The organism is Flavobacterium sp. (assembly GCF_024642105.1).
GTDB lineage: Bacteria > Bacteroidota > Bacteroidia > Flavobacteriales > Flavobacteriaceae > Flavobacterium.
Window position 1 is genome coordinate 1 of the sequence record NZ_JAHEBT010000002.1, and the last position, 22,423, is coordinate 22,423.

The 22,423-nt window shown below is 33.7% G+C and carries 12 protein-coding genes; 8 read left to right on the forward strand and 4 right to left on the reverse strand.

All coding sequences use genetic code 11. From position 1 onward, the window contains the following. Positions 1-428: 428 nt before the first annotated feature. Positions 429-602, forward strand: coding sequence for a helix-turn-helix transcriptional regulator (locus tag Q0L65_RS13970; RefSeq protein WP_366051138.1), 174 nt, complete (start codon positions 429-431; stop codon positions 600-602). A gap of 232 nt (positions 603-834) precedes the next feature. Next, positions 835-2,712, forward strand: coding sequence for an ATP-binding protein (locus Q0L65_RS01140; protein WP_296682525.1), 1,878 nt, complete (start codon positions 835-837; stop codon positions 2,710-2,712). 670 nt (positions 2,713-3,382) lie between these two features. Here Q0L65_RS01140 and Q0L65_RS01145 read toward each other — a convergent pair. The 4 genes from Q0L65_RS01145 to Q0L65_RS01160 form a co-directional block, all read right to left on the reverse strand. Continuing rightward, positions 3,383-4,675 (reverse strand): sulfatase-like hydrolase/transferase, encoded by a 1,293-nt coding sequence (locus Q0L65_RS01145; protein WP_296682526.1) that lies wholly within the window; start codon positions 4,673-4,675, stop codon positions 3,383-3,385. Between the two features lie 144 nt (positions 4,676-4,819). Continuing rightward, positions 4,820-6,193 (reverse strand): phosphoglucosamine mutase, encoded by a 1,374-nt coding sequence (glmM, locus tag Q0L65_RS01150; RefSeq protein WP_296682528.1) that lies wholly within the window; start codon positions 6,191-6,193, stop codon positions 4,820-4,822. Between the two features lie 37 nt (positions 6,194-6,230). Then, positions 6,231-7,316, reverse strand: a complete 1,086-nt coding sequence (locus tag Q0L65_RS01155; RefSeq protein ID WP_296682530.1) for a galactokinase family protein — start codon at positions 7,314-7,316, stop codon at positions 6,231-6,233. Between the two features lie 503 nt (positions 7,317-7,819). Next, the gene (locus Q0L65_RS01160) at positions 7,820-8,863 is read right to left on the reverse strand and encodes a LacI family DNA-binding transcriptional regulator (RefSeq protein ID WP_296682532.1); all 1,044 of its coding nucleotides are present in this window, start codon (positions 8,861-8,863) and stop codon (positions 7,820-7,822) included. Positions 8,864-9,255: 392 nt separating this feature from the next. Between Q0L65_RS01160 and Q0L65_RS01165 the strand changes: the two genes are divergently transcribed. The 6 genes from Q0L65_RS01165 to Q0L65_RS01190 all read left to right on the forward strand — a co-directional run bounded on the left by Q0L65_RS01165 (position 9,256) and on the right by Q0L65_RS01190 (position 22,414). After that, positions 9,256-10,134 (forward strand): sugar phosphate nucleotidyltransferase, encoded by an 879-nt coding sequence (locus Q0L65_RS01165; RefSeq protein ID WP_296682535.1) that lies wholly within the window; start codon positions 9,256-9,258, stop codon positions 10,132-10,134. An 8-nt stretch (positions 10,135-10,142) separates the two neighbouring features. Continuing rightward, the gene (locus Q0L65_RS01170) at positions 10,143-11,099 is read left to right on the forward strand and encodes an NAD-dependent epimerase/dehydratase family protein (RefSeq protein WP_296682537.1); all 957 of its coding nucleotides are present in this window, start codon (positions 10,143-10,145) and stop codon (positions 11,097-11,099) included. A 61-nt stretch (positions 11,100-11,160) separates the two neighbouring features. Further along, positions 11,161-12,543: a sugar MFS transporter gene (locus Q0L65_RS01175; protein ID WP_296682539.1), complete on the forward strand. Its 1,383-nt coding sequence runs from the start codon at positions 11,161-11,163 to the stop codon at positions 12,541-12,543. Positions 12,544-12,569: 26 nt separating this feature from the next. Then, on the forward strand, positions 12,570-14,498 hold the full coding sequence (gene nagB, locus Q0L65_RS01180; protein ID WP_296682541.1) for a glucosamine-6-phosphate deaminase: 1,929 nt from the start codon (positions 12,570-12,572) through the stop codon (positions 14,496-14,498). Between the two features lie 168 nt (positions 14,499-14,666). Further along, positions 14,667-17,564: a chondroitinase family polysaccharide lyase gene (locus Q0L65_RS01185; RefSeq protein ID WP_296682542.1), complete on the forward strand. Its 2,898-nt coding sequence runs from the start codon at positions 14,667-14,669 to the stop codon at positions 17,562-17,564. 353 nt (positions 17,565-17,917) lie between these two features. Continuing rightward, on the forward strand, positions 17,918-22,414 hold the full coding sequence (locus tag Q0L65_RS01190) for a chondroitinase family polysaccharide lyase (RefSeq protein ID WP_296682544.1): 4,497 nt from the start codon (positions 17,918-17,920) through the stop codon (positions 22,412-22,414). Positions 22,415-22,423 lie beyond the last annotated feature (9 nt).

Sequence of the window (22,423 nt, forward strand, 5' to 3'; positions counted from 1 at the left end):
CAATTAAGCAATTTTGAAAATATTTTCGGATAAATTTTACGGTTTTTTAAAAATTTCTTTACGGTTCTAATAGAAATTATTAGCGAAAATTTAAATCGTACGAACTAGGTTTTGAAAGAGGGTAATTTTTCATAGGTATAAAAAGTTGGGTGGAATAAGAACGATTTGGGTACTCCTGAAACACATGATGTTTTCTGATTTATCTCACATTTTAAAACTGAAATAAATACCTCGTATGTACATGCTTTACAAATTTCAAAAACAAAAAATTAATATCCAATTCACATTAAAGCTAAATAATTCCAAATAAGACTAAATGAAAATGAATTAGGTTTTAATTCTATTTTTTTTATAAAATTGTACCCCCCTCAATGAAACTGATGATAACTAATTTGTAATAAAGCAGGGTACCAAACGTCTTAAAATCAATTCGATTAGCAAGAATCGAAAGAAACCACACTCAGGAATTTATTGCCACAAGATTAAACTTAACTCAAAGTTATTATGCTAAAATTGAACGTGGCAATGCTAAACTAACCTTAGATGTATTTTTCCAATTACTCGACATTTTAGAACTCAATTATCTTGATTTTTTCAAATAGATTAAAAGACAAAATCAAACACATTGTCATTGTTCTTGCCACAAAAACAAAACCGTAATATAAATCTTAAAAAAACCGTAAAATTTATCCGAAAATTAATTTCAAATTTGGAAAAGTAAATTATTATAAAATAAAGCATTAGTGATAAACACGATGTATCCATACTTTCAATCTTAGATTGACGCAATGCGTATATTTGGATGTTAACTACCTATTTTAAACCAACATTAATATGAAATTAGTCAGTATCAAACTTCGAAATTTTCGAATTTACAAAGATGAAATAAACATCATTCTTGGAGACCTCAATTGTGTAATTGGTAAAAACGACATTGGTAAATCTACTATTCTTGAGGCATTGAACATTTTCTTCAATGATGGTATTGAAAAAACAGATTTATCGGTTAATGCTGAAGATGATGTTATAGAAATGACATGTTTATTTGATGATTTCAAGGAAAAAATAATACTTGACTCAAGCGTTGAGACATCCCTACAAGAAGAGTCATTATTAAATCAAAACGGATTACTCGAGATAAAAAAGGGTTTTAAAATTGGAGGTACAATTACTAAATCAACGTTTATAATTGCTAACCACGAAACTCATGAAAAACTAGTCAATATATTGACTTTAAAAAACTCACCGCTCAAGTCTTTGGCAACAGAACTAAATGTTGATTTAGCTGGCATAAACAAAACAAAAAATCCACCAATAAGAAAAGCAATTAAACTTCATTTAGGAAGTCCAAAAGGATTAATAGAGCTAAAAGTGGAAGGGAGTTTAGACACAGAGAATAATTTAAAAGCAGTCTGGTCTAAACTAAAAGATTTTCTCCCAATTTTTACTTTATTCAAAGTAGACAAAACTATTAATGACAAAGACAAAGATGTTCAGGATCCTATGAATCAGGCAATAAAAGAAACGCTTGCTATTCCCGAAATCAAAACGTTATTAGATAAAATAGAAGAGGAAATTAAAGCAAAATCAACAATCGTCGCTGAGCAAACACTTGAAAAACTTAAAAAAATTGACGTAAGTCTCGCGGAAAAAATGAAGTCTGATTTTAGTAAACTTCCGAGCTGGGACAAAATTTTTGATTTAACACTTTTAAATGAAAATAATGTTCCATTAAATAAAAGAGGTAGTGGAGTTAAAAGACTCGTTCTTCTAAGTTTCTTTCAAGCTCAAGCAGAAAAAAAGAAATTTGAGAATTCCGCACCCTCAATTATTTATGCTATTGAGGAACCAGAAACAGCCCAACATCCAAATCATCAAAAAATATTAATCAATTCTTTAATAAATCTTAGTGAGAGAGCAAACATTCAAGTAATGTTTACTACTCATAGCGCCAATCTTGTGCGAGAAATCCCAATAGAATCTTTAATATACATTCATAAAGAAGAAGAAAAGGTGAATACTATTGAGTACGGAATTAATTTTGAAAATCAGAAATTAAACGAGGAAACAATTAATCGAGTTATCGAAACACTTGGTGTACTTCCAAATCCAGCAGATAAAATTTTAAAACTTCTTTTTGTTGAAGGAAATCATGATGTCAATGCTTTAAAAAGGTATAGTAAAATATTGAATGCGCATAATAACAATATTATACCTCTAGACGAGAGACAAGACATTGCAATTGTGATTTCAGGTGGTTCTTGTCTTAAGTTCTACATAGATAATAAATATCTTGATGGTTTAGGTAAACCTGAAATACATATCTACGATAATGACATTCCTGAGTATCGAGAATATGTAGGTAAAATTAATCAACAACAGAATAAAAAAGGATTTAATACAACAAAAACAGAACTCGAAAATTACTTGACAAAAGAAGCTATTGAGGAATCTTACGCATTAAATGGTTTAATAATTACTTTGCCTGAAATTACGGATGAAATGGACGTTCCTAAAATTGTAGCTCAAACGCTTCAAGCTACTAGTAATGGTAGACAATGGGAAGAATTATCTGACGAGGAACAAAAGAAAAAGGAATCAAAGTGTAAAAAGCATCTAAATACAATAGCGGTAGAAAAAATGTCCATTGAGAGACTAAAATATAGAAATGGTTTGGAAGAAATTTGTGATTGGTTTCTACACTTAAACTAAAAACAACAGTTAACAGCGGTTTCGCAAGATTTGATACACGAGGACTGATAAAAAGCCATTTTAGAAGATTTAAGAGATATTAAATATACAAAAGGAGAGACATACAGCCTCTCCTTTTGTAAAAAAATTTTACTTAAGTATTGATTATCAAAATAATAGCTTAATCATTTTAAGCCATCACTAATATTGATAAATTACCCATTACCATAAATTGGAAATCGTTTTATATCGAACCTGTAATCATCATAAAATCAACAAGTTGTATTTATTTTAAATCTATAGCGCTCACAAGTTGAACCAATGACCTTAAATTCAGTTTTAAGGTCATTTTTTATTTTATATCGAACCCATAACCTTCAGAAAATCAATAAGTTGGTTCGATTTTAAATCTATATTGCCCACAGTCGTACCAATGACCTTAAATTCAGTTTTAAGGTCATTTTTTATTTTATATCGAACCCATAACCTTCAGAAAATCAATAAGTTGGTTCGATTTTAAATCTATATTGCCCACAACACTAAAACTCCTTAAGAAATTAAGGAGTTTTTTTTTATGTTTTTTAAAAACAAGATATTTATTTTACTCTAAGACTATCTAATTATAAAAAAAACCTGTAATCATAATTACAGGTTTTTTATTAAATACATTTTAAAATACAATCCTCAATTTCTATTCTGACGCCTCTGCTCCTATAGGGTAATAAGTCAAAGGAGGCAACGAATCTTTCCATTTTTTGTAATTATTAAACAATTCGTTAGCTTTATCTAAATGAATAGAATATACGTTTTTTTCTTCCCCAATATCATTTTTCACATTATACAACTCTGGTGTTTTATTTGGCAAGCAAACTAACTTCCAATCTCCGCTTCGAATAGCTCCTTTATCCTTAGCAAGACACCAATACAAGGTTCTATTATCAACTGTTTTATCAGAGATACTTAATATGTCCATTATATTCTGTCCTTGTAATTGTTGGTTTTTTCTAAAATTACCCCCAGCCGCATCAATAAAAGTAGGTACGAAATCCAACGTACTAACAATTCGATTACAAACAGAGTTGGGTTTAATTTGTCCCTTCCATCTTATAGCCATAGGAACTCTTATTCCTCCTTCATAAGCATCACTTTTCATTCCTCTTAAAGGAAAATTATCGGCATGAATATGCGATTTTTCACCCCCATTATCATTTGTAAAAATGACAATGGTATTATCTGCTAGATGTAACTTTTCTAACTTATCCAGAATTTTTCCAACATTTTCGTCTAACGAATTTGTCATTGCCGCATTCAACACTCTTATTTTATCGTCAAACTTGCCCTTAAATTTGTCCATGTCTTTAGGTTTAGCCTCTTGAGGGACATGAACCGCATTAAACGAAACATACAAAAAGAATGGATTGTTTTTGTTGGATTCAATAAACGCTTGAGCTTTATCAGCTATCGCATCTGTCATATAAGGAATGCTATCTGCTGGGACAGGCTTGCCGTTTTCTTGTACTTCATTGGCCTGACCAGAAAAATATTTGCTACTACCCCAGAGAAATCCCCAAAAATAATCGAACCCTCTTTTGTTAGGCAGAAACGGTCCTGAAAATCCTTCATGCCACTTCCCTACTATTCCACTTTTATATCCCAGAGGAGCCAAGTATTCTCCTACTAGTTTTACATTTTCTGGAATTCCGTATTCTGTTTCTTTTATACTGTATTTTCTATTTTTAATAAAATTATACACATTCCCAAAACAAGCTTGATTTATCCCTGTTAGCATTCCTGCTCTAGAAGGAGCGCAAACAGATCCTGTAACATAGGCATTTGTAAATTTCACCCCTTCATTTGCTATTCTATCAATATTGGGAGTTGGAATTAAACGATTACTTTGAAAACTAAAATCAGCATATCCAGCATCGTCTGATAAAATAATTATTATGTTAGGCTGTTGCTTTATTTTTTGTTGTGCAATCATACCAATACTACAAAGAAGAAAAAATAGTACAAAATAACACTTCAATTTAGGTTGCATACAAATTAATTTAGATGAGACAATTTGATTATTACTGTATTTTATTAAGAGAATTCAAACGAGACCCTTTTTACGAAACTTCCATCGTTAAATTTGAGCGCAAACTTGAAGTGCTATCGCTTTGGCTTTTTCATACGTTTTAGCCTCAGAATATATTCTTAAAATAGGTTCTGTATTTGAAGCTCTTAAATGTACCCAACAATCCTCTTCCATTTCAATTTTTATACCGTCAATCGTGATAATAGTAGATTGAGAATACAACTGCTTCATTTTTTCTAAAATAGCTGTCAAGGTCATTTTGGGACTTAATTCTATTTTATGCTTGTACATATAATATTGAGGATAATTGCTTTTTAAAGCAGATAACGTTGTTTTATTTACTGCCAAACTGCTTAGCATTAATGCAATTCCCACCAATGCATCTCTTCCATAATGTAAATCTGGATAAATTATACCCCCATTTCCTTCACCACCAATTACTGCATTCACTTCTTTCATTTTTTCTACAACATTCACCTCACCAACAGCAGAAGCATAATAATTTCCTCCTTTTGATTGAGCAACATCTTTAAGTGCTTTAGTAGAAGATAAGTTAGACACTGTATTTCCAATAGTGTTTGACAAAATGTAGTCAGCAACAGCTACAAGAGTATATTCTTCATTAAAAGGTGTTCCATTTTCACACATTAATACTAACCTATCCACATCAGGGTCAACTGCAATCCCAATATCAAATTTTTGTTCGAGCATCATTCCCTGTAATTCCGTTAAATTTTCTGTTAGCGGTTCCGGATTATGAGCAAATTTTCCGTCAGGAGTACAATTTAAAAGCGCTATGGTTTCAACTCCTAAACTTTTAAGAAGCATTGGCACGGCAATTCCACCTGTTGAATTTACGGCATCTACAGCAACTTTAAACTTTCTTTCTCTTATTGCTTCAGTATTTACTAATGGCAATGCTTTAATTTGATCGATATGATACGTGATGTAATCATTTTTCACCGAATAATTTCCTAACTCATCTACTCCAACATATTCATACTTCCCATTATCAGCCCAATCTAAAATCTCGGCAACATCATTTCCGTTGACAAACTCGCCTTTGTAATTTAATAATTTTAATGCATTCCATTCTTTAGGATTATGGCTTGCTGTTAGAATAATTCCTCCTAAAGCATTTTCTGCAACTACCGCCATTTCTACAGTAGGAGTTGTGGATAATTCTAAATCGACAACATCTAACCCTAATGATTGTAATGTAGCACTTACTATTTTAGAGACTATTTCACCTGAGAGTCTTGCATCTCTTCCTATTACAATCTTTTTTTTATGTGCATCTCTTTTTTTTAGCCAATAACCAAATGCAGCTACAAATTTTACAATATCATTAGGTGTAAAAGAGTCTTCTACTGCTCCCCCAATTGTACCTCTTATTCCAGATATCGATTTAATTAAAGTCATTCTAAATTTTTATTTTTATTCTGTGTTATAATTGTTTTTATCTATCAACTTTAGTTCCGTCACCAATAGTAATAATATACGCTATACCTCCTTCTTTCTCAATAGCTTCAGCAACCAATTCAGGATTTTTTGGAGCATACGCAAACATGCATCCGCCACCTCCAGAACCATTTATTTTTGCGCCTAATGCACCTGCCTTTAATGAGGCGTCAATCATTCTATTAATTTTAGGTGTAGACACTTTTTTAGCGTCTCTCAAACTATTTTGATGAATTGTTAACAACTCTCCAAATCTCACATCATCAATTGCTCCTTTTTCGAACATTTCTTTTGCTTCAAGAAGAACATCTCGATCAGAGAGGTTTCCTGCTAATAAGAGTAGTTCGTCATCGGTCAATAGTGAGACATAGTTTTGTACAGAGTCTTTTGGAGATGTTTTTAAATCAAATTCTGGGTCAAAATCGCCGATTTTCTTTAATATATCCAACATGCCAAACTTTACATGTTTTAAAATATTGATAGTATCTTTAGGCTCTTTCGAATCTCCCAACACAAAAGTTCCTAAAGCAGGACTATACGAATTAATACTTATTTGAGGCTCTGATTCCATATAAATAATATTCCCTAAAGCTGTAGAATATTGGTCCATCATCCCTCCAGGCTCTCCAAATTCCAATACCTCAGCTTGATACGCCAATTCGCCTATAATTTGTTGCGATACAGGCTGATAGTTATCTGCCATTTGAATTAGAAAATTCACCCAAGTAACTATTAAAGCAGAAGAACTTGATGTTCCTGAGTTAATAGGAATATCTCCTTTAATAGTCAAGTCAAATCCTGACGAAAAACGGTATCCTTCACGTTGCAATACATTGACAACACTCCTGAAGTAGTCACGAGGTTTAACATATTTGATCTCATCTGTAATTTCAAACGTATCTTTATCATCAATATCCGGCATATAAATAGTGACTAGTTTGTCATCTCTTCTCGCTCCTGTAATGGTAACTCTACGAGAAATACCCGCAGCGATAATTGGAAGCCCTAAATAATCTTGGTGCTCTCCAAATAAACAAATCCTCCCCGGAGTAGAAACTTTCAAATTGTTATTTTCTGTAATCATATTAATTTATTTTCTTCTTTATATTCTAATTCATAACCACTGTTACTCTGGTTATTTAACATCCTATCAACTAATCACAAACCCTTTTTATTGATTCCAATAAATCAGTTGTTGTTTACAATTTTATAATTGAACCAAGGAAAAATTATGAAATAATTGACACAAAAATCGGTCATAAAATCTAATAAATCAGAGCTTTAAAATCGATTTTTGATCACAACTACAATCTAATTTTTTCACAATAGTAGCCATTAAATTAATACAAAACAAGAAAAAACAAGAAAAATGTGCTCGAACACATTTTTAAAAGAAAAACCAATTATAAAAAATTAAATTCTGTTTTAATTGATTTTTAAAGTCTCGGCTTTAACCGATACAATTGTACTAATTACACAAGACTACAATCGTACAAAAAACATCATTGCAAACGATGATGAGATGCATCGCAGCATAACTAATTCCGATTCTATAAGGTGAACTATAAATTTAAGATTAATTATTCTCTAAGTCAGGTAATAATTAGCATTTTCAGTATTAATTATTTCAATAGGCAAAAGAGTAGCATTTGGAATTTCTTTATTAAAAAGAAAATATTCAACCAAACACGTTATCCCTATATAGGCTTGATTTTTAGGATTCTGATGAATCAGAAAGTCAATTACACCTTCATTCAAATAGGATACATTCTTATCAATTAAGTCATATCCTATAACCCCTATTTTTTTACTTGATTGTGTTTCTTTAATCATTTTTGCCACTTGATAGGCTTTTGAGGTAGTCACAAAAATACCGGACAGATTTGGATTGCCTTTTATGAAATTAAAAAAATTAGCTTCATAATTAGGATTCTTTAAATTCAAGGTGACAATTTCATAATCACATTCCTTTTTTTCAGAAAAGTAATTTCGAAATCCTGACTCTTTTTCTTGCATGTGAGTCGCATTCTTGTACGATTCATCAATATGCACAATCGCAATTTGTCCTTTGCCATACAATAAGTCAAATAGTTTTGCAACTACTCTACCACTCTTAAACAAATCTTGACTCACGAAATTTTTAATAAATTCAGATTGCACTTGATTATTAATCGTACTTACAAGGACTCCCAAATCGTTATATTCCTTAACTACATTTAAAGTTTCTTTATAAAACAATGGCGCCAAAAGAATTGCATCAGGAGAACTCTTTATGACTTCTTTATTAACACTTAAAAAAGAAGATTTACTTTCAGGATTGAAATAAAATATTTTTATTGAGACACTAAATGCTCTAAACTCCTTTATGGCTTGTTCTAATCCGCTAACACAAGGTTGCCAATACGGGTCAATACTAGGATCTGGAATTATTGCAACAATGCGATAAATTTTATTGTTCTTCAAATTTCTAGCGATAAGATTTGGCTCATAATCAATCTTATCCAATACCTCATTCACTTTATCTAAAGCTTTCTGAGAAACCTTTCCTCTGTTATGCAAAACCCTATCAACAGTACCTTTAGAAACTCCTGCAAGCTTAGCAATATCTTTAATTGTATATTTTTCAGTCATAACGACAAATGTATAAAAACTTTTATAATAGCAAATTTTGGTACTTTGACTTGATGCACAATGTTAATTATTCATCACACACCCTCTATTTAATACCGCTTTATTTTTCAAATATAACAATAAATTTATTATTTTATGTGCTCGAGCACATTTTTTTTAATTTTCCTTGTTTAATTAAAATTAAATATATAGTTTCGCAACCATAAAATCATTCTTTTTACAAAAAAACATTTACAAGTGATTGATTTTTAACATTTAGCAATCTACAAATAGATTGAACAGATTGACTCACAATAAAACAATAATTGTTTTTTTAATTAACGATTCCATCATACACAACAACCTAAATTAGGTGTTTTAAACAGGTCAAATACCTACAATAAATTTTAATTATGCACAACAATTTAATTATTTTAGCAGGAGGAGCTTCTTCCAGAATGAAGAAAGAAGTTTTAACAAATAATCTAACCAAAGAAGAAATTGCTCAAGCTAATGAAAGAAGTAAAGGATTAATTGGTGTTGGTCCAAACGGCAGACCTTTATTAGATTATCTTTTATTAAATGCTAAGAAAGCGGGTTATAAAAATATATATATCATTATTGGAGAACAAGGAGAATTATTCAAAGAGTTCTACGGCGATAAAAATTCCGACAATAACTTTCACGGCCTTACCATTTCTTTTGCTACTCAATATATTCCAGAAGGTAGAGTTAAGCCATTTGGAACTGCTGATGCATTATTTCAAGCTGTAGAGCAATATCCTGAACTTCAACACCAATTATATTCTGTTTGCAATAGCGACAATTTATATTCTGTTAGTGCGCTATCTGCTCTTAGAGAGACCAGTAGCCCAAATGCCTTTATAAGTTACAACAGGGATGCTATGGAATTTCCTGCAGAACGAATTTCTAGGTTCGCCATTGCTCGATTGGATACTAACAATCAATTACTTGATATTTTAGAGAAACCATCGGCTGATAGTATTGAAGATTATAAAGATGCTGAAGGAAAATTAAGAGTTAGTATGAATGCTTTCAAATTTGACGGAGCTTTATTGTACCCTTATTTAAAAAATTGCCCTGTTCATCCAGAAAGAGATGAAAAAGAATTACCTACTGTACTCTTAAATGCAATTCAAGAGAATCCAAATTGCACCATCGGAATTCCATTTTCTGAACATGTTCCAGATTTAACTGCAAAAGAAGATATCCTTGAAGTAAAAGCCTATCTAAAAAAACATTACCCAGTTTTAAATTGGGATGAAAACTAATTCCAAAAGTGACACTAAACTTAAGAAATGAAGCTATGAATAAATATGTGATTACTGGAGGAGCTGGTTTTATTGGAAGCCATATTGCAGAATACCTGTCTGGAGAAGGACATGAAGTAATTGTCTTAGATAGTCTAAGAACTGGATTTGAAAACAACCTTAAAGGATTGAATGTACAATTTGAGAAAGGTGATATTAGAGACAAGGACTTGGTTGAAAGCCTAGTAAAAAATGCAACTGCTGTTTTTAATTTAGCAGCATTAGTTAGCGTACCTGAATCTTTACTTCAAATACAAGAGTGTATCGAAATTAATAGTATTGGGACAATAAACATCTTGGAGGCCGCAAGAAAAAACAATGGTTGCAAAGTGGTGTTATCCTCTTCTGCAGCTAATTATGGTAACAATCCTATCTTGCCAAAGGTAGAGACTATGACTCCTGAACCAATGACTCCGTATGCAATTACTAAACTAGATGGCGAATTTTATTTAAAAATGTACCACGATCAGTGGAATATCCCCACTACTTCTTTACGCTATTTTAATGTTTTTGGACCGCGCCAAAACCCACAATCAGCTTATGCAGCTGCAGTACCTATATTTATTAATAAAGCACTTCAAAACGAACCCATAGTTATTTATGGAGATGGTTCTCAAACAAGAGATTTCATCTACGTTAAAGATGTAGTACAAGCAAATATTTTGGCTTCAAAAACAGGTAGTGAAGTATATAATGTGGCCTTGGGACATAGCACCTCTATTCTGGAATTAGCCACAAAGATTATAGACATAACCAACTCTAAATCTAAAATCCAATTTTTAGAAGAAAGACCTGGAGACATTAAACATTCAATTGCCAATCCTTCTAAATTTAACCAATTAGGATTTCAACCAAAATACACCATTGAAAAAGCTCTCGAAGAAACTATTAGTTTCTATGAAAATGAATTAGTAATGATAAAATAATTAAATTACCATAAAAAAAACGCTTACACTAAACCACAAACTACAACACAACTAAAAAATTATGAAAAAAATGAAAGGTTCCCTTAAAAATGAGCAAAGTAGCACTTTGATTCCAATGGCTATTCTGACCTGTATGTTTTTTATTTTTGGATTCGTAACTTGGTTAAACGGACCCCTAATTCCTTTTTTTAAATTAGCTTGTGAGCTTACTGAATCTCAAGCTTATTTTGTAACCTTTGCTTTTTATATTGCTTATTTTGTAATGGCAATTCCTTCTTCTTGGTTAATTGAAAAAGTAGGGTATAAAAATGGTTTATCACTAGGTCTAATCGTAATTTCATTAGGCGCATTTCTATTTTATCCTGCTGCGGGGACAAGAACTTTTGGTTTATTTTTAGGTGCCCTATTCATTATGGGAACAGGCTTAGCCATTTTACAAACTGCTGCTAACCCTTATGTAGTAGTGATTGGACCACGTGAAAGTGCAGCGGCACGCATCAGTATTTTAGGCTTAGCAAATAAGTTTGCTGGATTCATTGCGCCAATAGCATTAACCGCGTTGGTTCTGTCAAATATGGCTGACTATACTGCCGAAAAAATTGCAATTCTTGATAGTGCTGCTAAATCAGCTGCGTTGGATTCGTTAGCCTTACAATTGCAAACTCCCTATATTTATATGGGTTTAATCATACTTATTTTGGCGGTCTTGGTAAAATTTTCACCTCTTCCTGAAATTAATTTAGATGAAGACAATGATATATCACATTTAAGTATATTTCAACAAATTAAAAATGTAGCTCAACGTCCACAATTAGTTTTAGGTGTAATTACTTTGATGTTGTACATGGCCGCTGAAGTGATAGCTGGAGATTCTATCGGTAGTTTCGGAAAAAAACTAGGGGTTTATGGAGAAAATGGAGACTTCTATTTAAAACTGACCTCTTTTACCATGACTGCGATGGTAATTGGTTACATTCTTGGAATCACATTAATCCCTAAATATATCTCGCAAGTTTTAGCCTTAAAAATCTCTGGACTGCTAGGAATGATATTGATTCTGTTTATCGTGTTTATTTCTCCAAATATAATCGTATCTCTTCCTGGAATACCTCCCCTACCCGTTGTATTGCTTTTAGTAGCACTATTGGGTCTTGCAAATGCACTATGCTGGCCTGCCATTTGGCCAATGTCATTACAAGATTTAGGAGGTTATACCAAAATTGGTGGTGCAATGCTTATTATGGCAATTGTGGGAGGTGCGGTTTTTCCATTGATTTATGGCGCTTTGGCAGATGCTATTAATATGACTAGCCAAGCACATACTACTTTTGAAAAGACTAGAAGTGGAAATCAAATTGCTTATTTAGTGTTACTCCCTGCTTATTGTATGATTCTTTTTTATGCAATAAAGGGACATAAGTACAGAAGTTGGTCAAAAAATTAAAAATAAAACAAATAAAGTAATAAGATATGTTAAAGAGTACTATCGATAAATCGACAGGATTTGAAAAACGATTTGAAAATATTAATACTGTTGTCTTTGAAAATTCAACTTCGGCATCCATCGCTGTTGCAAAAGAAATAGCAGCGCTTATTAAACTAAAACAAGAAAAAAATGAGCCTTGCATTTTAGGTTTAGCTACTGGATCTTCTCCAAAAGGACTTTACAGCGAATTAGTTCGTATGCATAAAGAAGAAGGTTTAAGTTTTAAAAATGTAATTACATTTAACTTGGATGAATATTATCCAATGCAACCTGATTCTATAAATAGCTACGTGCGATTTATGAAAGAATTATTACTAGACCAAGTAGATATTTTACCTGAGAACTACCATATTCCTGACGGAACGTTGTCAAAAGAAGAAATAGCGGATTATTGTGCTAATTATGAAGCTAAAATTGAAGCTTTAGGAGGTATTGATTTACAAATTTTAGGAATTGGTGGGAATGGTCATATCGGATTCAATGAGTCGGGCTCTTTACAAAACTCTAAAACAAGATTAGTCGCTTTAGACCATATTACAAGAGTGGCTGCAAGTAGTGATTTTTCAGGATTGAGTAATACTCCTAGAACCGCAATTACTTTAGGAGTTAAAAAAATAATGGAAGCCAAACAAGTTATCTTAATGGCATGGGGTGAAAGCAAATCAAATATCATTAAAACTTCGGTTGAAGGACCTGTAACCAATTTAGTACCTGCTTCCTTTTTGCAAGAACACAATAACGCTGTTTTTGTTTTAGATAAAGAAGCTTCGTCTAAATTAACCCGTATTAATACTCCTTGGCTAGTTGAAAAAGTAGTTTGGACAGACCAACTGATACGAAAAGCGGTGTTAGGATTAGCCCTTCATCTCAAAAAACCGGTATTAATGCTTACAGATGCCGATTATATTGAGAATGGAATGAGTGATTTATTAGCCCATTCAGGACCTGCCTATGACATTAATATAAAAATATTCAATCAATTACAAAATACAATTACCGGATGGCCTGGAGGGAAACCGAATGCAGACGATTCTAAAAGACCTGAAAGAGCTGAACCTGCCAAAAAAAGAGTGCTTATTTTTAGTCCGCATCCTGATGATGATATTATCAGTATGGGAGGTACTTTTATGAGGTTACAAAACCAAGGGCATGAGGTACATGTAGCATATCAAACCTCTGGAAATATCGCGGTAGCTGATGACGAAGCATTGCGTTTTGCAAAATTTGTTTGTGACTACAATCAAAAATTTGGAATCAAAAATAATGAGGCCAATGAAATTTATGAAAAAACTGCAGCCTTTCTTAAAAACAAAAAAAATAGCGAAGTAGATATTCCTGAAGTTCGATACACAAAAGGACTAATTCGAAAAGGAGAAGCAAGAGCAACTAGTTATTTCGTTGGTTTGCCAGATGAGCAAATTCATTTTATGGAACTTCCTTTCTATGAAACAGGAACTATAGAGAAAAAACCTTTAGGAGAAGTAGATATTCAATTAACAATCGATCTTATTGAAAAAATAAAACCGCATCAAATATACGCCGCAGGTGATTTAGCTGACCCACACGGAACTCATAAAGTTTGTTTGGATGCTATTTTTGAAGCAGTTAAGAGATTGAAATCAAAAGATTTCATGAAAGATTGTTGGGTTTGGTTGTATAGAGGTGCTTGGCAAGAATGGGGAATTGATGAAATTGAAATGGCTGTCCCAATGAGCCCTGACCAAGTATTGGAAAAAAGACATGGGATTTTCAAACACCAATCTCAAAAAGATGGAGTAGTATTCCAAGGTTCGGATGCGCGTGAGTTTTGGCAAAGAGCAGAAGACAGAAACAAAGAAACAGCAATGCTTTACAAACAATTAGGGCTTTCTACTTATGCAGCAATGGAAGCTTTTGTAAGATGGAAATATTAATAATAAGTACATAGTTTTAAATATTTTAGTAGTTTTTTATTGAATTTGTACGTAAAAGAATGAGGGCTTAAAATCTCATTCTTTTTTTAGTTTGGTACTAATTTTAAATCAAAATTTCAATCCATAATTTATTAGCTGAAAATAAAAATCAAAAAAAAAAACATTTTCATGTCAAACAAATATTACTTAATAATCGTAATTCTATTTTTAGGTTTGCAATTCAATGCCTACTCACAAGATGAATCTTTTGAAGCTGCAGTTCCTACTTATTGGACAACAACTAATGGCACTTTAAGTACCTCAACAGATCATTACAAACACGGAAATCAATCTCTAAAATGGGAATGGAATAGTAATGCGGTAATCACTGTTGATCATCTTCAAAGTAATGGACTAACTCCTTCTCAAATTGTAAATAATGCCTATCATTTTTTCAGAATGTGGGTGTATAATGCTTCAAAAGTTCCTACTGGAGAATTACAAATTGAATTGTATGACAATACTGGTAAAAAACAGTATTACTACTCTTTTGGTTTAAACTTTACAGGTTGGAGAGCAGCAAGTGCAGACTATAAAAATGAAATGTCTGGAAATAAAACCTCCAAAAATATCACTAGCTTAAAAATAAAAGCGCCTGCTACTGGAAGTGGTACGTTATTTTTTGATTTTATCGATTTCACAGCAGAGCGAATGAATCGACGTGCTAAGGATTATCAATTGCCTTTTATTACAAATTCCGAGGACTCTCATTGGTTAGAAATGATGCATTATCAATCACTTCCTAAAACGGTTAAAGCGACTACTCCAACTGCTGCTGAATTAGCGGACTTAGCTGTAGTAAAACAAAAATATGACATTATGATTAAAGGGAATGTTCCCAATAAAAAAGATGTAAAAGAAGCGATTGCACAATACAATGCTGCAAAAATCACCTATACTAATCGTATTATAAAAGGAAAACCGCTGTTTGGTAAAGACAATCCTGCTACTGAAAATATTCAAGTTGTCGAAAATTACATTCTTACCTTTGCTCGTGATTATAAACACAACGCAACTGCAAGTAGTAAAGACTATTTTCTTAACTCCATTCGCTATTTGCTTGACCAAGGTTATGCAGACGGAAGCTTGGTAGAATCAGCACATCATATTGGATATACTTTTAGGAACGTTCCCTCTGCTATTCATTTAATGCAAGCTGAATTGATTACGGCTGGGCTATGGGATCAAGCTCAAAAAATGGTAGAATGGTATTGTGCTATAGATGGGATTTGGTCTCCAAACGCTTCAAATAGCAATATGGACGATGGAAATACTAGGGCTCTCCCTAGATTAGGAGCATGCCTATACAAAAATACAGCTGCTGAAAGAGTACAGTATTTAAAAGGCTTCAAACAATATATCGAGACCTTTTTTACCTTAAATTCAAAAGAGGAAGAAGGAATGAAAATTGATTTTACTGGTTTTCATCATAACACTTACTTTCCTGGTTATAGCTTTCCAGCTTATAGTAATTTGGCTCAAGCTGTTGAATACATTTCTGGAGGAACTTTCGCAATTACTACTAATGCCCGCACTATCTTAAAAAAAGCACTTTTACTAGCCCGAGTAATTACCGAAGGAGGAGCTATTCCTAATTCTCTTTCAGGCAGAAATCCTTATGTAAATCCGAAATTTGACTATGGATTAAAATATTTAGGACTTACAAATCCAATTGATTCAAGTGTATTAAAGGCATACAACTATAGTTTTTCAGGAGACAAGCAGACCTCTTCTTACGGAGATGAAACACCTCCAACAGGATTTTGGCAGGTTAACTTTGCTAATTTGGGAACTTACAGACAATCCAATTGGGTAGCTGACATTAAAGGATTCAACAAATACTTTTGGGGAACTGAAATTTACAAATCTGACAATAGGTATGGAAGATACCAAAGTTATGGAGCTATTGAAATTCTTTATCCAGGGGGACACGCTAATTCGCTACTGAATATAAATGGTTGGGATTGGAATAAAACACCTGGAGCAACAACCAAACATTTGTCCGATACTGATTTAGTGGCTACAAAAGACCGACAAGACGAGAAAACCGATTCCAATTTTGCGGCCAGTTTACGCTTTGGAACCAAAAAATCCTATTACATTGATTCAAAAATAGAAGGCAATTATGGTGTATTTGGAATGGATTTCACTCAAGCGAATTTATCCCCTACTCATGACACTAGTTTCAAATTCAAAAAATCCGTTTTTTGCTTTGACGGAAAAATCATTTGTTTAGGTAGTACCATCAATAGTGATAACGGATTGATTGCAACTAATTTGTTCCAAAATCAGCTAAACACTACTTCATCTACTATTACTATTGACGACACAGTTGTAGCTACTTTTCCTTATACGAATACCTTGAGTGCTACTGCTAATCATTGGATAATTGACGCTGCAGGTACCGGTTATTTTATTAAAAGTGGAAATTCAATACTAATTGACAGAAAAAGTCAAACTTCGCAAAATGAAAAAGGCAAAGGGACTAGTACCAACGGTAATTTTGCCTCTGCTTATATCAGTCATGGTACCGCTCCTATAAATGCGGGCTACGAATATGTAATCATCCCACAAACAACTACTGCTGACATGACTACTTTGAGTACCAATATGTCGAATGCATCGAACGCTTTCTATCAAGTCATCCAAAAAGATGCCACCGCACACATTGTAAAATACAACACGATGTACGGTTATTCGCTTTTCAGTGCTGGAGATTATGGAACTTCAACTGTTATTAAAAACAATAGTGCTCCTTGTTTAGTGATGACCAAACAAACTGGTGACAATTTAGACTTATCTTTTGTAAATCCAGATTTAAATTTTGCCGCTAATAATGGGGTTAGCCAAACTACTCCAATCCTATTAACGCTCAATGGAATATGGACTATTGCTTCTTTTAGTGGCGGTACAGCAACAGCAACAAATGCTAATGGAGTTACAACACTTACCATTGGAAGCAAAGACGGATTACCTGTAGATATACAATTAACGTCAGGTTACAGCAACCTACCAAAATCTAAATAAAAGTAAGATTTAAGCGTCTTACTTTATTTATTGAAAAAAAGAGAATAGGAATTAAACCTCATTCTCTTTTTTTGTTTACATAACACCTATTTCATTATTGAATATACAACGTATTAGCAAAATAGTTTTTTATAGCACAAAAATAACCTCTCAAAATTCTACAAAAAACAAAAAAATCCTACAAATAAATTACTATTTATAATTTTTTTTACAAAAAAGTGTGCACGAACACATTTTTTTTATATTTTCACAGCGTTAAATAAATGTGCTCGAGCACTTTTTGTCAATTTAACAGCGTTAAATAAGTATTCAACTTGTTTATACACGTTAATAACAATCAAAAAATAATCGCATTGAAAAATTATTTTGCATTTTTAATTGTACTACTAGGTGTACCTCTTACATCCTACTCACAAGATGAATCTTTTGAGACTACAGTTCCGTCCTACTGGTCAACAACTAATGGAACTTTGAGTACCTCAACTGATCACTATAAACATGGGAATCAATCGCTCAAATGGGATTGGTCTGCTAATGCCGTAATCACTATAAGTAATTTACAGAGTCACGGGTTGACTACTTCTGAAGTATTGGGATATTACTTCCACTTTTTTAGAATGTGGGTGTACAATAACGCAGCAATACCTGGAGGGCAATTACAAATTGAGTTTTATGACAATAGCAACAAACAATTTTATTATTCTTTCGGAGTAAATTATACGGGTTGGAGAGCTGCAACTGCTGACTATGATGCCGAAATGTCTACTACTAGTACCTCCCCATCAACGAATATTACCACTATAAAAATAAAAGCGCCAACAACAGGTAGTGGTACTTTCTTTTTTGATTTTATTGATTTTACCTTTGATCGTATTGAAGATCGCGCCAAGGATTATCAATTACCGTTTATTACTAATTCTACCGGGGATTTGCATTGGATGGAAATGATGAAGTACCAAGCCTTGCCCAAAACAATTGCAGCAACTACTCCAACCACGACTGAATTATCCGATTTGGCTGCTGTAAAATTACAATACGATACTATGATTAAAGGGAGTGCACCTAACGCTACTGCTTTAACCACAGCTACTAATCAATATACTACGGCAAACATTTCCTATACTAATGGAATTGTAAAAGGACAACCTTTGTTTGGCAAAGACAACCCTGATACCGAAAACTTACAAGTAGTGGAAAATTTTATACTTGTATTTGCTCGTGATTATAAATATACGTCAAGTGCAACTAGCAAAGATTATTTTCTGAACTCCGTTCGCTACTTATTGGACCAAGGCTATGCTGATGGAAGTTTAATGGAAACATTACACCACGTGGGTTATTCTTTCCGAAACATTCCCTACTCTATTCATTTAATGCAAGCCGAATTAACTGCCGCTGGATTATGGGATCAAGCCCAAAAAATGGTAGAATGGTATAGCGCTGTTGATGGGATTTGGTCACCAAATGCTTCCAACAGCAATATGGACGACGGAAATACAAGAACTGTCATTCGATTAGGTGCCTGTCTGTACAAAACTACAGATACTGAAAAAGTGCAATATTTAAAAGGCTTCAAACAATACATCGAAAATTTTTTGACGCTCTATTCTGAAGAAGGAGAAGGAATGAAAGTTGATTTTACTGGTTTCCATCACAACATTAATTATCCAGGGTATTCTTTTCCTTCTTTTAACAGCTTAGCACAAGCAATAGGCTACATAGCTCAAGGTCAAGGAACATTTGCTATCAATACAACTGCACGCACTATCTTAAAAAAATCGATTTTATTAGCTAGAGTAGTTTCTGAAGGAGGACATATTCCGAATTCATTATCAGGGCGAAATCCTTTTGTAAATCCTTCTTTTAAAAATGCTTTAACCAACTTGGGACTAACTAATCCCCCAGATGCCGATTTGTTAAAAGCAAGCAATTACGTGTACGGTACCAACTATTCTTATGGGACTGAAACACCACCAACAGGGTTTTGGCAAGTTAATTTTACCAATTTAGGCACTTACAGACAGTCGGACTGGGTAGCCGATATTAAGGGATTCAACAAATACTTTTACGGGACCGAAATTTATAGTTCTAATAACCGTTTTGGACGTTACCAAAGTTATGGAGCCGTAGAAATACTCTATCCCGGTGGTCATACCAATTCAGGGCTAGATATCGATGGTTGGGACTGGAACAAAACACCAGGCGCAACGACTAAACATTTATCAGATGCTAATTTAGAAGCTGCTGTTGCAAGACAAGACGAAACAACACTTTCCAATTTTGCAGCAAGCTTGCGCTTTGGAACAAAAGGAACGTACTATATTGACCAAAAAATAGAAGGAAATTACGGTGTGTTTGGGATGGATTTCACTCAAGCGGCTTTATCTTCTACCCACGACACTAGTTTCAAATTCAAAAAATCGGTGTTTTGTTTTGATGGAAAACTCATTTGTTTAGGAAGTAACATTAAGAGTGCCAACGGTTTGATTGCTACCAATTTGTTCCAAAATAGTTTGGCAAGCACTACCATTTCAATCAATGTGGACAATGCAGCCGTAACGACATTTCCTTACAGCAATACCTCTTTAAGCAACGCTTCTAACCATTGGATGATTGATGCGGTAGGTACGGGTTATTTTATTAAAAGTGGCAATTCAATCGTAATTGACCGAAAATCTCAGACTTCAGCAAACCAAAACGGTGGTGTAACTACTACCACTGGAAACTTTGCTTCGGCTTACATCAGTCATGGTACTGCCCCTACAAGTGGTAATTATGAATACGTAATTATTCCAAAAACTACTCCCACAGATATGGTCACTTTTAGCAATACTATGGCCAATAGTGGAACCGCATTTTATCAAGTAATTCAAAAAGATGCTACCGCACATATTGTAAAATACAATACGATGTATGGGTATTCTCTTTTTGCTGCTGGAACTTATGGAACCACTACTCCTATTCAGAGTAACAATGTTCCTTGCCTAATCATGACCAATCAAACAGGAAATCTTTTAGCACTATCTGTTGTCAATCCTGATTTGAATTTTGCAGCCAATTATGGCCCTAGCCAGGCCACCTCAATTATTCTAACAGTTAATGGAAAATGGAATGTGAATACTTCTAGCGGAGGCTCAGTATCTGCAGCTGTGGGTACCTCGACAACTACTTTAACAATTGCAGCCAAAGACGGATTGCCTGTTGACATTGTTCTTACCCCTACCACCACCACTTGGAACGGTAGCGCTTGGTCTAATGGAATTCCTTACACTACTACAGATGCTATTATTGCTGGAAATTACAGTGAAAACACTGCTATTGCCGCCAATAATTTGACTGTAAACAGCAATGCCATTGTTAGTATTCCCTCAGGGAATAATGTAACCTTAGCAGGTGCTCTAACGGTGAGTTCAGGAAGCTTCACCTTGGAAAATAATGCCAAATTAATTCAAACTTCTGATGTTGCTAACACCGGAGCAATCACTGTAAAACGAAATTCGGCTCCAATGGTACGTTTAGACTATACTTTATGGTCTTCGCCCGTAGCAGCACAAAATTTGTTTAGCTTTTCTCCTACTACGGTAACCACTCGATTCTATAATTACGTAACATCAAGTAATAATTATTCCAATACTGGCTTTACAAGCGCTTCTACTTTCACTAACGGAAAAGGCTATGCCGTGCGTGCTCCTAATAACTACACTTCAACTCCAACTATTTATACTGGACAATTTACGGGAGTGCCTAACAATGGGCCTATTAGTATTCCTTTAGTAGCTACTAGTCCTGGGTTCAATTTAGTAGGAAATCCGTATCCTTCTCCAATAGATGCAACTGCTTTTGTAACAGCCAATACATCACTTATTGATGGTACTTTATATTTATTTAGCCACAATGCTAAAAGCAATGGAACTACATATGAAACTAGCTCTGGAGGTAGTGGTATACAATATGCTACTTGGAATAGTACAGGTGCTACTGCTGCTGCTTTGGGTGTATCAGGAATTGGCCAAAATACAAATACTCCAAACGGAACCATTCAAGTAGGGCAAGGGTTTATTGTAAAAGCAACAACTGCGGGAAATTTATCTTTTACTAATAGTATGCGAACTGTTACTGGAACAGCTGCCAATGCTGACCAATTCTTTAAAGTAGTTAATACTAAAAGTGCTACTACTCTTGAAAAACATAGACTTTGGTTGGATTTAACCAATGCAAATGGAGAGGGTCTAAGTCAATTGTTAGTAGGGTATGTAGATGGTGCTACTAATGAAGTCGACAATTTGTATGATGGAGAAGAATTTGGTACTCCTTCAACCAGTTTAACCTCTTTATTGAACGATAAAAATTACACTATTCAAGGGCGTGCTTTGCCTTTTACGGATGCAGACACTGTTCCATTAGCTTTCAAAGCCGCAACTGACGGAACGTACACTATTGCCCTTGCCAAAACTGACGGAATATTTGCTACTGATCAAGAGGTATTGTTAAAAGACAATGCAACAGGTACCCTTACCAATTTAAAAACAGGAGGCTATACTTTTACGGCTACTGCTGGAACAGCAAACTCTCGTTTTGAGTTGGCTTATGCTACATCAGCTAGTAATACCATTGGATTAGAAGCAGCAATAACCGCAGTAAAAAAACAAGGAGTGTTTCAAGTAAGCACTAATGGCGCTATTCTAAAAGATATAGCGGTATATGATCTGCAAGGACGCTTACTAATGAAACAACAAAACATCAACAGCACAACCAGTTCCTTAACAGGATTGCCTCCAACAAGAGGAGTATTGATCCTTAAAGTAACTACAGATGCCAATCAAACACAAACCATTAAAATTATTAACTAAACCTTAAAT

What these genes read in the sequence shown, in the direction of transcription:
- Q0L65_RS01165 (WP_296682535.1), top strand. Translation starts at nt 9,256, where the DNA reads ATGCACAACAATTTAATTATTTTAGCAGGAGGAGCTTCTTCCAGAATG.
- Q0L65_RS01145 (WP_296682526.1), bottom strand. Translation starts at nt 4,675, where the DNA reads ATGATTGCACAACAAAAAATAAAGCAACAGCCTAACATAATAATTATT.
- Q0L65_RS01155 (WP_296682530.1), bottom strand. Translation starts at nt 7,316, where the DNA reads ATGATTACAGAAAATAACAATTTGAAAGTTTCTACTCCGGGGAGGATT.
- glmM (WP_296682528.1), bottom strand. Translation starts at nt 6,193, where the DNA reads ATGACTTTAATTAAATCGATATCTGGAATAAGAGGTACAATTGGGGGA.
- Q0L65_RS01185 (WP_296682542.1), top strand. Translation starts at nt 14,667, where the DNA reads ATGTCAAACAAATATTACTTAATAATCGTAATTCTATTTTTAGGTTTG.
- Q0L65_RS01140 (WP_296682525.1), top strand. Translation starts at nt 835, where the DNA reads ATGAAATTAGTCAGTATCAAACTTCGAAATTTTCGAATTTACAAAGAT.
- Q0L65_RS01175 (WP_296682539.1), top strand. Translation starts at nt 11,161, where the DNA reads ATGAAAAAAATGAAAGGTTCCCTTAAAAATGAGCAAAGTAGCACTTTG.
- nagB (WP_296682541.1), top strand. Translation starts at nt 12,570, where the DNA reads ATGTTAAAGAGTACTATCGATAAATCGACAGGATTTGAAAAACGATTT.
- Q0L65_RS01160 (WP_296682532.1), bottom strand. Translation starts at nt 8,863, where the DNA reads ATGACTGAAAAATATACAATTAAAGATATTGCTAAGCTTGCAGGAGTT.